The following is a 12,432-nucleotide window of genomic DNA, read 5'->3' as shown; positions in this document are numbered from 1 at the left end:
ACAGCTGTGGTGCCGGGTGGTCTCGGAGTCCGTAGACCGACCACCCGACGCACGCGCAGCGCGACGACTCGTATCCTTTCCGCGAACCGTCGTGGCGACGACCGGAAAGGGACTTGGTGTGAACGACCGGGCCGAGACGTTGGAGTTCCAGGCCGAGGCGCGTCAGCTGCTCCGGCTGATGGTCCACTCGATCTACTCGAACAAGGACGTCTTCCTCCGCGAGCTGATCTCGAACGCCTCCGACGCGCTGGACAAGCTGCGCCTGGCGTCGATGGTCGACAAGGATCTCGCCGTCGACACCGGCGACCTGCACATCGCCATCGAGGTCGACCGGGACGCCCGTACCCTCACCGTACGGGACAACGGCATCGGCATGAGCCGCGACGAGGTGGTCTCCGTCATCGGCACGATCGCCAAGTCCGGCACCGCGGAGCTGCTGCGGCAGCTGCGGGAGGCCAAGGACGCCGGTGCGTCACAGGAGCTGATCGGCCAGTTCGGCGTCGGCTTCTACGCCGCGTTCATGGTCGCCGAGCGGGTCGAGCTGGTCACCCGGCGGGCCGGCGAGAGCGGCGGTACGCGTTGGGAGTCCACAGGCGAGGGCACGTACACCATCACCGAACTCGACGACGCGCCCCAGGGCACGGCGGTGACCCTGCATCTCAAGCCCGCCGACGCCGAGGACAACCTGCACGACTACACCGCCGAGTGGACGATCCGGGAGATCGTCAAGCGCTACTCCGACTTCATCGCCCACCCGATCCGGATGACAGTCGAACGTCCGGGCGTGGACGACGCTCCCGCCACCACCGAGACGGTGACGCTCAACTCGATGAAGGCGCTGTGGGCCCGGCCGCGCGGCGAGGTCGAGCCGGCCGAGTACCACGAGTTCTACAAGCACGTCAGCCACGACTGGGCGGACCCGCTGGAGACCATCCACATGCGGGGGGAGGGGACCTTCGAGTACGAGGCGCTGCTGTTCATCCCCACCCACGCCCCGCTTGACCTGTTCTCCCCGCAGGGACGTCGGGGGGTGCAGCTGTACGTCAAGCGCGTGTTCATCATGGATGACTGTGACGCGTTGATGCCCAACTACCTGCGCTTCGTCAAGGGTGTGGTGGACGCGCACGACCTGTCGCTGAACATCTCCCGGGAGATCCTCCAGCAGGACCGGCAGATCCGGGCCGTACGCCGTCGCCTGGTCAAGAAGGTCCTCGCCACGGTGAAGGAGCTCAAGACCGACCAGCCGGAGCGGTACCGCACCTTCTGGGCCGAGTTCGGACCGGCGGTCAAGGAGGGCCTGCTCGAGGACACCGACAACCAGGAGATCCTGCTGGAGATCCTGTCGGCGGCCTCCACCCGTGACCCGGCGGAGCTGACCGACCTGGGCGGCTACGTCGCCCGGATGCGTGAGGGTCAGACCGACATCTACTACGCCACCGGGGAGAACCGGGCCACCATCGAGAACTCCCCGCACATGGAGGCGTTCCGCGCCAAGGGCTACGAGGTGCTGCTGCTCACCGACCCGGTCGACGAGGTCTGGGTCGAGCGGGTGGGCAGCTACGCCGGCAAGACGCTGCGTTCGGTCGCCAAGGGGCAGGTCGACCTGGACACCGAGCAGGAGCGTACCGAGGCCGAGGCCGAACGTGAGCGGCAGCGCACCGAGTACGCCGACCTGCTCGGCTGGATGGGCGAGGTGCTGGCCGACAGCGTCAAGGAGGTCCGGCTGTCATCGCGCCTGACCACCTCACCGGCCTGCGTGGTGGGCGACGCGCACGACCTCACCCCGACGCTGGAGAAGATGTACCGCGCGATGGGTCAGGAGGTGCCGAAGGTGAAGCGGATCCTGGAGATCAACCCGACCCACCCGCTCGTCACCGGCCTACGCAAGGCACACGAACAGGGCGGCGCCGGCGACTCCCTGGCGGAGACCGCCGAGCTGCTCTACGGCACCGCGCTGCTCGCCGAGGGCGGCGACCTGGCCGACCCGTCCCGGTTCGCCCGGATCCTCGCCGACCGCCTCGCCCGCACTCTGTAGTCACTGCCGCTCCCGGGGTCGAGTGATGCCGGAACCACTCGACCCCGGGAGCGGGCCCGATCGTCGCGGTGTCGGGCGGCGACCAGCATGCGGCCAGCGTCGAGCAGGTCACCGGCGAGCAGGTACGCCCCACTTGATCACTCGCCATGCTGGTCCGCGGGGTTCATGCGGCTTCCTTCGGTAGGGCGGGGCCGAGGAGCAGCCCTCCGTCGATGACATACTCGGCGCCGGTGATGAAGGCCGCGTGCGGCGAGATGAGGAACAACAGCAGCGCGGTGATGTCGGCGGGCTGCCCGAGTCGCGGGATGGCGAACGGTTCGGGCGAGTAGAAGTCGGCGATCGGGGTATCGCTGCCAGCCGCCGGCTCGGTTATGAACGGGGTGGCGACAACGCCTGGGTGGATGGCATTGACCCGGATGTTGTCGCGGCCCAGCTCAAGGGCCGCGGTCTGAGTGAGCCCTCGGACCGCCCACTTGCTGGCGACGTAGGGCGCGTAGTAGGCGGTACCGCCGATGCCCATGGTGGAGGCGATGTTGACGATCGCTCCTCCCCCCGCGCGCCGCAGCGCCGGTGCGGCCGTCTTGATGCCGAGGAAGGTGCCTGTCAGATTGACGTCGAGGATGCGAGACCAGGTAGCCCGGTGGGTGGACTCGATGAGGGCTGGCGGGTTCTGCACCCCGGCGTTGTTGACCAGGACAGTGAGCGCACCGAAGGCCTTCTCGGTTTCCTCGATGGCGGCGACCCACGACTCATCTTCGGAGACGTCGAGGCGGACGAAACGCGCCGCGCTTCCCAGCTCGGCAGCGAGGCCGGCGCCGCGCTCGGCATCGATGCCGCCGATGACGACGTTGGCGCCTTCGGCGTGCAACGCGCGAACGTGGCTGGTTCCCTGTCCACCGGCGCCGCCGGTCACGAGCACTGTCTGATTGGCGAAGCGGGGCATATGTTCCTCCGAGTGCGAGCGGGAGACGACAACCCGTCGAGCCGGGTGGTGAGTCGATCGACTCACCTTGTCAAGGCTACGTCCCGGCGAGTGGTGAGTCAACCCACTCACCTCGCTATCATGGACGCATGACCCCAGCGCCGTCGGCCTATCACCAGCGCGTGGCGCAGGAGAAACGCGCGCTCATCGTGCAGGCCGCAACTGAGCTTTTCCTCGACCTGGGCTACGACCGGGCATCGCTAGCGCGGGTTGCCGAGCGCGCCGGGGTGTCGAAAGCGACGCTGTTCAAGCAGTTTCCGACCAAGGCGGCATTGTTCGATGCAATCGTGATCGACTCGTGGGCCGAGAATGACGTCGCAGAGCTGCCGCCCGCGGGTGACCTGACGGCCGGCTTGACGGTGCTCGGCCGGCGCTACGCGACGCTGTTGAGCCAGCCGGAGATGACGGACCTGTTCCGCATCGTCATCGCCGAACTGCCACGCTTTCCCGAACTGGCCAAGGCGCACTTCTCACGCGGCAAACTGCCATACTTCGAGTCCGTCCGGATCTACCTCATGACCGAGCGCGACGCGGGGGTCGCGGACATCGCTGATCCGGAGATGGCCGCCACGCAGTTCCTCGGGATGATCTCCAACTACCTGCTCTGGCCGCGTCTGGTGCTCCCGGACTGGACGGTGACCCCTGCCCGCACGACCGCGGTCGTGGACGAAGCCGTCCGCACCGCGGTCGCGCGCTATGGCACCGACGTCGACCGTCCGGGCCGGTGAGCCGTTGCCGGGCACGCCGTGGAGCGAGCGTTTTCTCCCGCGGGAGGCCTGGCGACTGTGGGGCATCGGACCACGAATGGCTGGAGCACCCCATCGACCAGGCGTGAAATTGCGGGCTGCCGGGTACCACGGGCAGTCATGAGTGCGAGTGTGCTGGCGGACCCGGACCGGCCCGCGCCCGCCGTGGCGGTGGGCACCGTCGCGGTCGTGGCCCACCGGAAGAAGACCCTCGGTGGGGGCCTGGATGAACTGCGGGCGGTGCTGGTCGGCGCGGGCGTCGAGCAGCTGCTCTGGTACGAGGTGCCCAAGAGCCGTAAGGCGCCGAAGAAGGTTCGCAAGGCCCTCGACAAGGGTGCCGAGCTGGTCTTCGTCTGGGGCGGCGACGGCATGGTCCAACGCTGCGCCGACACTCTCGCCGGATCCCGCGTACCGATGGCGATCCTGCCGGCCGGCACCGCCAACCTGTTCGCCACCAACCTGGGCATTCCCGAGGACCTGCGGGAGGCGGTCCGGATCGGCCTGCACGGGCAGCACCGCCGGCTCGACCTGGGCAAGCTCAACGGTGAGCACTTCGCGGTGATGGCCGGTGCCGGCTTCGACGGTGACCTCATCCGCGAGGCCGACCGGGAGATGAAGGGGCGTCTCGGCCGGCTCGCCTATGTGTGGACCGGGCTGCGCCACGTGCGCGGCGAACTCACCCGGACCCGGATCACCGTCGACGGTGCCCTGTGGTTCGACGGTGCGGCCAGTTGTGTGCTGTTCGGCAACGTCGGCACCATCACCGGCGGCATTCCCGCCTTCGACGACGCCCGCCCCGACAGCGGCGCGCTGGAGATCGGGGTCTCCACCGCCAGCGGCGCCATCGACTGGGCCCGCACCCTCGGCAAGATGGCCACCGGCCGCTCCGACGACTCGAAGTTCGTGCGGATCACCCGAGGCCGCAAGGTCAAGGTCCGCTTCGCCGAAGCGAAGACGTACGAACTGGATGGCGGCGCCCGCAGCACGGCCCGGAAACTGAAGGTACGCGCCGTGCCCGCTGCCCTGACCGTCTGCTGCCCCGACCCTGACGCCGAGGAAGCGTCCGAATCGCGGTGAGGGGTGGCGCGGCCGGCGGACCGGTCCGCCGCGAACGCGGCGTCCGATCACCGCCGGACAGTCGACCCTCTGTCGACCAGGCTTTGCGTCATGAACAACGCACTTGACGGCAAGGTGGCTCTGGTCACTGGCGGTGGTCGTGGGATTGGCGCGGCGGTGGCGTTGCGCCTGGCCGAGGAGGGCGCCGATGTGGCGCTGACGTTTCAGCGGAATCAGCAGCGCGCCGACGAGATGGTGGATCAGATCAAGACCGCGGGACGGCGGGCTGTCGCCGTGCGGGCGGACAGCGCCGAACCGGCGGCCGTGGTCGGCGTGGTCGACCGGGTCGCCGACGAATGGGGTCGGTTGGACATCCTGGTCAACAACGCCGGCGCGTTCCTGCTCGGCCCGCTGGAGCAGCTGAGCCTGGACGAGTTCGACGAGACCGTCGCGGTCAACGTCAGGGCGCCGTTCGTCGCCTCTCAGGCTGCGGTGCGCCACATGCCGGCCGGTGGGCGGATCATCAACATCGGCAGCAATATCGCCGAGCGTGCGGTCTTCCCGGGCTTCTCGCTGTACGCCATGAGCAAGACCGCCCTGATCGGGCTGACCAAGGCACTCGGACGCGAACTCGGCGGCAGGGCGATCACCGTCAACCTGGTGAACCCAGGGCCCACGGACACTGCACTGAACCCGGTCGACGGCCCCAACGCCGGGACGATCACCGGGTTCACCGCCCTCGGCCACTACGCGGACCCCGCCGACGTGGCTGCCACGGTGGCATTCCTTGCCAGCCCGGACGGGCGCTACATCACCGGGGCGACGATCAACGTCGACGGCGGCTTCACCATCTGAACCCCGGGCTCACCGCCGTCGGGTCAGCAGTGGCTGGGCTGCGGCTCAGCGGGTGGCGAGAGCCGTCAGGCGGGACAACAGCCGGGTACGGATGTCCCGCTGGCCCTCGTCATCGGTCCGCAACCATGGGCATGCCACGTCGAACGCCACCACGCGGTCGGTCGCGAACAGCCGCGCGCAAGCGGCCAGGACTGCATCCGCCGACGGCCCGTTCGACGCCGGGTAACGGAGACCGGGCACCTCGCCCGAGTCGATGACATCCACGTCGATGTGCAGGACCAGCGGACCTGGCGGCACGGTGTCCGCAGAAACCTCGGAGACCGGGAGCCGACGGGTCTCGCTGCCGGCCAGATACTCGACTTCGGCGGGATCCAGGTCCCGCGCATCGACCAACACCGTGCGCTCCGGCGACACCGGCCGCAACCCGATCACGTCGGCGTACCTCTCGGTATGCGCACCGTTCAGCAGCCGCAGCGAAAGACCTCCGAGATAGCCCGAAGTGCTCGTCTGCAAGGTGTGCACGTCGCCATGGGCGTCGAACCAGACAACCGCCGGGTCCACTCCCGCTCCCTGCACCCCGGCGACGGTGCCGCCGGCAACCATGCAGTCGCCGGAGAGCACCACCGGTACGCCGCCGGCCGCCACCACCGGCGACACTGCCGCCGCAGTAGCGGAGCAGACCCCCGCCACGAGCCGCCAGGCATCACCGTCGAGCACCGGCGACCGAACAGTGATGTCCGCCGCCACCGGGATCTCATCGTCCAGCAGCCGCTCATCTTGGTGGTAGGGCACCAGGATCGTGGTCACGCCTCACCCTATCCACGTTCCAACGATGACGTCGTCCGCTTGACCTCAAGCGAGGTTGAGGTCAGATGATCGTGCCGTGGGTGGAATCGAGAAGTCGGCAGCCAGGGTCGCGGTGATCGGCACCGGTGCCATCGGTAGCGCGGTGGCATATCGCCTACTGCGAAGCGGGCACGATGTCACGGTGTGGAACCGTACCGAGAGTCGGGCAACCGACCTGGTGGCCGCCGGGGCACTACCAGCGCGGTCCATTCGGGAGGCAGCGGCAGCAAGCTCCCTCGTCCTCCTGACGCTCAAGGACTTCGCAGCGGTAGAGCAGTGCCTGGCCCAGGTCGACACGGAGCTGTCCGGGCGTACGGTTGTCGGGATGTACACGGGGACCGCCAGTGAGGCGCGGGTAGCGGCCCGGCGGGTCACCAGCGGAGGCGCACATTACCTCGACGCGGGGATCCAAGCCTCGCCCGAGATGATCGGCACGGATACCGCGACCATCCTGTACAGCGGATCTGCGTACGCCTTCGAGCAGCACCGGACGATCCTCGGTCTGCTGAGCACGCCACGCTTTGTCGGTGAGGCGCCGGAAGCAGCTGCGGTCTGGGACCTCGCTCTGTTCGGCGTCTGGTACGACGCCCAACTCGGCCTGCTACGAGCCCTTGAAACGGCACGCGCGGCTGGTGTCGACGTGGTCGAGTTCTCCCGCACGGCGAGTACCCAGCTCAACCACGTCGTTGCGGCGGTTCCCGCCACCGCCTCGGAGATGCAGCGGGGCACCTACCCGCCAGGTCCCGCTGACCTCACCGAACATTTGACAGTCGTCCGGCACCTCATCGCGCTGCGGGCCGACCGACGGCTCGGCGATGGCGGATTGGCAGAGGTGGCGGCGCGAGTCGAGGCGCTCATCGCGGACGGCCGCGGCGGCGAGGGCTTGACCGCGACGGTCGGGTAGCCATCGACGTCGTCAGGCGTTTCGGCTCGCGACGTCATCCCCGGACGACCGGACGACCCGGGGGAGGGGCGCGGCGGGTGAACGGTCGCGTCGACGTCGCCAGGTCAGCGCGCAGGCGGTGAGGCAGACGGCGGCGGCCAGGACGAGCGGTGGCCGGGGGCCGAGCAGCACGGCGGCGGAGCCGAGCGGAGTCGTCGCCGCGATCGGCCCGAACATGAGCGTGTTAGCGGTCGCGGCGACCCGGCCGAGCAGCGCGTCGGGGCTGTGTGTCTGGACGGCGGTGACGGCCGCGACGAGCGCCCACGGCAGCCCGAGTCCGGCCAGCACCGACGCGGTGACCACCCCCGGCCACCAGGGCAGGCACCGGATCAGGCAACTGACCGCGAAGAGTCCGGCGCCGGTCAGTCCCACGGCCGTGGGACCGAACCGGGCGATCATCCGGCCGACGACGAGTCCACCGGCGACCGAGCCGGCGCCCTGGGCGCTGAGCAGGACGCCCAGGAACGTCGCCGGGCGGCCGAGCGTGTCGGTGACGACCGCGTAGCCGGCGGCGGTGGTGAAGCCGGACATGCCGATGGCGACCCCGGCCAGCATCACCGGACGTCGGATGGACGCCGAGCCGACCAGGACGGTGAGTCCGGCGCGAACTCCCCGATCGTGGGACGCCACAGTGGTTGGCGGACGGGTCAGGCGCAGCGCCGTGTAGCCGGCCGCGGCGAGCGCCGGTAACAGGGCGGCGAGCAGAGCGACGAGGTGTCCCCCCTGCCAGGCGTAGAGTCCGGCACCGGCCAGCGGAGCGACAAGCTTCACCCCTTCCTGGGCGCTGGAGCGCCACCCGTTGACCCGGGCCAGGTCCACCGGCGACAGTGCGGCCGGCAACAGGGCACTCTCACCGGCGTCGACGATGACGTACGCGATGCCGTAGACAGTGGCCACGCAGAACAGCAGCCACACCTGGTCGGGGCCACGGACCGCGAGCAGGCTGGGCAGGGTGGCGGCGACGGTCAGGTTGGCCACGACGACGACAGGGCGTCGGGGCAGCCGGTCGACCACAATGCCGAGCCACGGTCCGGCGAGGGTGGGTGCGTAGCCGCAGAGACCGGCGAGCGCGGCCAGGCCGGGGGAGCCGGTGAGGTCGAGGATCCAGATGCCGGCGACCAGGGCCATGGCGCTGCCGCCGAGGCCGGACAACAGGGACACCGCCACGAACAGGATCGCGTTGCGCCGCACGAGCCCTCCGTATCGAGTCAGAGTGGCTCACAGCGTCACGCCTTGAGTCGTGTCCAGGCAATAGTCGGAGACCGATGTCAACCTGGTGTTGACAGCGCTTCGGCGAGGTCGCGAGCGATCGCGCGTACCGGGACGGGCAGTCCGGGATCGGCGACCGGCAGGTCGGCGCGGATCCGGGCGGCCAGGTCGTACAGGCCGCCCGGTTCGGCCTCGAGAGCGAGCACAGTGGTGCGGCGGGTCAGCGCGGCCCGGGGAAAACGGGTATCCCAGCGACGGTCGGCGTCGATCCAGCGGCGCAGGTCGATGAGAAGCCCCCGCAGCGCGGCCACCTCCGCCGGCCAGTGCCGGTCGGACCTCGCGCGGCGGGCGGTACGTGCGGCGGCCAGGCGCTGGCGGCGCTGCTCGGCGGCCTGCCGGCTACCCAGCCCGAGGGCCTCACCGACCTGGGTCCAGGTCGCGCCGGCCTGCCGGGCCCGGTCGATGAGATCGAGTTCGGTGTCGTCGAGTTGGTCCCGGGTGGCCGGAATACCGGCGAGTCGAACGAGCGGGTCGAGCACGCGTCAACGTTACATTGACAGCCCTCGCCGGGCCGGCTCGCTCAGGCGGCTGCGGACTGGCGGCGGGAGCTGTCCGTCGACCAGTTCGGTTGGGCGCTCGGTGCCGCCCACGTGTCGTGCCGGTCCGCGGCCGGGGCCGTTGTCTCGTCGGCGTTGCCGCCCTGGGCGAGGTTCAACGCCCGCTGGGCCTGCTGCCACGGTTCACAGGGCCAGTTCTGCCCGGCGCACAGCAGATGGGTGCAGCCACCGTCCTCGCCCGGTGCGTGCGCGTCGGCGACGTCCAGGGCGAGCCGCCACAGCAGCGGGTCGGTGACGTCAGCGGGACGATCGGCCGTATGACTGTGCCGATCGATGGCGTTCTCGGACATGCGTGATCCCCCTCGTAGTCGAGCCTCACGCTCTTGATCTCCAGTCTGCACGCAGGCCAAACGCCAGATCCGGGACCGTCGGGAGAGGTGGGCGCGGTCACCGGGGCCGGGGCCGCCGATGATTGACAGACCCCTATCTGCGGGCGAAGGATGTCGGCAACTCGATCACCCCAACGATCCGGATGCGTGACGCTGTGTGATCGGCGATGCGGGCAGCGTCGACCGCCGAGCGCGTCGCCTTGGCTGTCCCCGCAGGCTGGCAGCCCGGCGAACCCGCGCTGAAACCGCTGCACCCGCGCCGCGCGCCGAGAAGAGGGGCGACCGCCTCATGTCCACAGTCCGTTCGGGCTTGCGCTGGCGACCCCAGCTGCCCGCCGCCACCGTCCTGGCCGCCTCGGCGGCCGTGTTGCTGCTCGTCAATCCGGCTGCGGCGATCGTGCCGCAGGCCGCCGCGCCGGTAGCCGCGCCCGCCGACCTCGGCCGGCTCGCCGACGAGCGGGCCGACGTGGTCGAGGTGATCCTCGCCGACAGCGCCGAACTCGACGCGCTCGTGGCCACTGGTGTCGACCTCGATCACCACATCACCCATACCGGGGACGGCATCGTCGTGCACGCCGTGGTGACCGGCAACGAGGTCGCCACCCTGACCCGGGCCGGATTCACCTTCGGCAAGGTCCTGCACACGGCGGAGGACGCGGCACAGCGGGTGGCCGAGCGGGAGGCCACCATCGCCGCCCACCTGGCCGAGAACCAGGAGTACGCCGCCGCCGCCGACTTCTCCGCCCGGTCCACCGTCTCCGACGTCAGAATCATCCGGGCGGACTACTACACCTCCGGCGATACGCAGGTGCTCTCGGTCGAAGCCAAGTGGGCGCAGGGCCAGACCGACGCCAGCCCGTTGACAGTCGAGCGGGACAGTGGGCCGGGCACCGAGATCGGCTCCGGCGGCAGCCAGACGATCTCCCGTTTCGTCGACGCCGGCGCCTACCTCTACCACCGGGGCGCGGCGCAGGTGACCAGCCGTCCCGCGTACGTGCGGATCACCAGCCCGAGCGGTGACGTGGCGGTGGCCAAGGTCAACGAGTGGCTGCCCATCCCGCCGAAGGACCCCGAGGGGCCGGGCTACATGAAGGACTTCGTGGCCAGCTACCTGACCCCCACCGAGCTGTACGACCGGATCAAGGCCCTGGCCGCGCAGTACCCGAAGATCTCGGAGATCGTCGAGCTGCCGTACCGGACCAACGGCTACCGGCGCAAGGCGCAGGCCGTGCTCGGCACCGCCACCGACAGCCGGGTGGCTGTCGACTCGCTGGCCTGGGGCCACCAGGGCGGCAACGACGTCACAGTCGAACTCGCCGACCCCGGCGTCGCCGACGCACCCCTGGCGGTCACGGTCACCGGCACCCAGGTCCGCGTCGACCTCGCCACCGACGGCAGCGGCACCGTCACCAGCACCGCCGAGCAGGTCGTCGCCGCGCTCAACGCGCGGGCGGGGACGCTGCTGACCGCGTACACCTATCGGGGCAGCCCGGGCACCGGCGTGGTCGGGCCCGCCGCGCGGACCGCACTCTCCGACGGCCTCGCCGCACCGGCGGCGGTCTCCCGCGACCCGCACCCGGTGTATGCCATCCGCATCGGCAAGCACCGCGACGGCTCCCGGCTCGGCGTGCTGGCGTACGCGCAGGAACACGCCCGGGAGTGGGTGCCGCCACTTGTCACAATCGAGACCGCCGAGCGGTTGCTGCGCAACTACGCGCACGACCGGAAGACCCGCGAGCTGGTCGACAACCTTGACATCTGGATCGCCCCGTCAATCAACCCGGACGGCGGGCACTACTCGTTCTACGACTTCAACTCGCAGCGCAAGAACATGACGAACCACTGCCCGCAGGACGGGTCGGCGGACTTCCTCGGCCGCAACTCGTGGGGCGTGGACAACAACCGCAACTACACCGAGTACAGCCTCTTCGACGGCTACTCGGGTGCCTCCACCAGTTGCACGAGCGGCACCTACGCCGGGCCCAGCGAGCTGTCGGAGCCGGAGAACCGCAACGTCGACTGGCTGGCGGCCCGGCCGAACGTCACGTTCTCGATGAACCTGCACTCATCCGGCAACTACTTCATGTGGTCGCCGGGCTCCTACGCCACCCCCGGCCGGATCTCCGCACCCCGACCGACGCTGGCCGAGGAGTCACTGTTCTGGGGCGCGTCGTCACGGATCCTGACCGCCATCAAGCGGCACCGCAACCTCGCCGTCACTCCGGCCCGGACCGGACCGATCGCCGACGTGCTGTACTCGGCGGCCGGCAACTCCGGTGACATGCTCTGGTACAAGTACGGCATCTACGCCTGGAACTTCGAGGTCGGCACCTCGTTCCAGCCGGCCTGGCAGGAGGCGCACGCCGAGACGATGGAGTTCTCCAACGGTCTGGTGGAGATGCTGCGGGTGGCCCGGGACTTCGACACGGACCGGAAGCGGCCGACAAGTTCGCTGTCGGTGCGGGTCAGCGCCACCCCCGGCATGGTGGACGTGACCTTCTCCACGAGCGAACCGGCGGCGGTCTTCTACACCCTCGACCGGAGCCGACCCACCTACGACTCCACGCTCTACGGCTCGGCCGGCATCCGCGAGGGCGGCGAGACGCTGACCATCCCCGTCGGCACGACTGTGCACTGGTTCTCCGTGGACGCGGCCGGCAACGTGGAGAAGAACTACAAGCCCGACGGTCGGGGCAACAACCACAACAAGCAGAAGGTCAAGGCGCCCAAGGGCTGACCGGACGCCTCGGCGAGCCGTGGGTGCCCGGAAATCTGCCGGCACCCACGGCTTGACCTTGACAGAGTGACAAGGTC

General features: G+C 69.8%; 11 protein-coding genes. 6 read left to right on the top strand and 5 right to left on the bottom strand.

Going from position 1 to position 12,432, the window contains the following annotated elements:
- Positions 1-118: 118 nt before the first annotated feature.
- Positions 119-2,035: a molecular chaperone HtpG gene (gene htpG, locus Van01_RS28955; RefSeq protein ID WP_204014277.1), complete on the top strand. Its 1,917-nt coding sequence runs from the start codon at positions 119-121 to the stop codon at positions 2,033-2,035.
- Positions 2,036-2,198: 163 nt separating this feature from the next.
- On the opposite strand, the gene Van01_RS28950 is transcribed toward htpG, so the two are convergent.
- Positions 2,199-2,948, bottom strand: coding sequence for an SDR family NAD(P)-dependent oxidoreductase (locus Van01_RS28950; RefSeq protein WP_239099368.1), 750 nt, complete (start codon positions 2,946-2,948; stop codon positions 2,199-2,201).
- Between the two features lie 158 nt (positions 2,949-3,106).
- Here Van01_RS28950 and Van01_RS28945 point away from each other — a divergent pair, with 158 nt between their 5' ends.
- The 3 genes from Van01_RS28945 (at position 3,107) to Van01_RS28935 (ending at position 5,674) form a co-directional block, all read left to right on the top strand.
- Complete coding sequence (locus tag Van01_RS28945) at positions 3,107-3,745, top strand: TetR/AcrR family transcriptional regulator (protein WP_204014274.1); 639 nt, start codon at positions 3,107-3,109, stop codon at positions 3,743-3,745.
- 138 nt (positions 3,746-3,883) lie between these two features.
- Complete coding sequence (locus Van01_RS28940; RefSeq protein ID WP_204014269.1) at positions 3,884-4,840, top strand: diacylglycerol/lipid kinase family protein; 957 nt, start codon at positions 3,884-3,886, stop codon at positions 4,838-4,840.
- A 90-nt stretch (positions 4,841-4,930) separates the two neighbouring features.
- Entirely contained in the window at positions 4,931-5,674 is a 744-nt protein-coding gene (locus Van01_RS28935; protein ID WP_204014266.1) for an SDR family NAD(P)-dependent oxidoreductase, read from the top strand.
- Between the two features lie 45 nt (positions 5,675-5,719).
- On the opposite strand, the gene Van01_RS28930 is transcribed toward Van01_RS28935, so the two are convergent.
- Positions 5,720-6,481 (bottom strand): arginase family protein, encoded by a 762-nt coding sequence (locus Van01_RS28930; protein WP_204014262.1) that lies wholly within the window; start codon positions 6,479-6,481, stop codon positions 5,720-5,722.
- 76 nt (positions 6,482-6,557) lie between these two features.
- Here Van01_RS28930 and Van01_RS28925 point away from each other — a divergent pair, with 76 nt between their 5' ends.
- The gene (locus tag Van01_RS28925) at positions 6,558-7,424 is read left to right on the top strand and encodes an NAD(P)-dependent oxidoreductase (RefSeq protein ID WP_204014259.1); all 867 of its coding nucleotides are present in this window, start codon (positions 6,558-6,560) and stop codon (positions 7,422-7,424) included.
- A 12-nt stretch (positions 7,425-7,436) separates the two neighbouring features.
- Here the strand turns inward: Van01_RS28925 and Van01_RS28920 are convergent, their stop codons facing one another.
- The 3 genes from Van01_RS28920 to Van01_RS28910 form a co-directional block, all read right to left on the bottom strand.
- The gene (locus Van01_RS28920) at positions 7,437-8,654 is read right to left on the bottom strand and encodes an MFS transporter (RefSeq protein WP_204014256.1); all 1,218 of its coding nucleotides are present in this window, start codon (positions 8,652-8,654) and stop codon (positions 7,437-7,439) included.
- 77 nt (positions 8,655-8,731) lie between these two features.
- Positions 8,732-9,211 (bottom strand): hypothetical protein, encoded by a 480-nt coding sequence (locus Van01_RS28915; protein ID WP_204014254.1) that lies wholly within the window; start codon positions 9,209-9,211, stop codon positions 8,732-8,734.
- A gap of 41 nt (positions 9,212-9,252) precedes the next feature.
- Entirely contained in the window at positions 9,253-9,579 is a 327-nt protein-coding gene (locus Van01_RS28910) for a hypothetical protein (protein WP_204014252.1), read from the bottom strand.
- Between the two features lie 328 nt (positions 9,580-9,907).
- On the opposite strand from Van01_RS28910, the gene Van01_RS28905 reads away from it, so the two are divergent.
- Positions 9,908-12,355: a M14 family metallopeptidase gene (locus Van01_RS28905; RefSeq protein ID WP_204014250.1), complete on the top strand. Its 2,448-nt coding sequence runs from the start codon at positions 9,908-9,910 to the stop codon at positions 12,353-12,355.
- Positions 12,356-12,432 lie beyond the last annotated feature (77 nt).

Source organism: Micromonospora andamanensis (assembly GCF_016863495.1).
Lineage (GTDB): Bacteria > Actinomycetota > Actinomycetes > Mycobacteriales > Micromonosporaceae > Micromonospora > Micromonospora andamanensis.
This window is presented reverse-complemented; position numbering and strand designations above follow the sequence as displayed.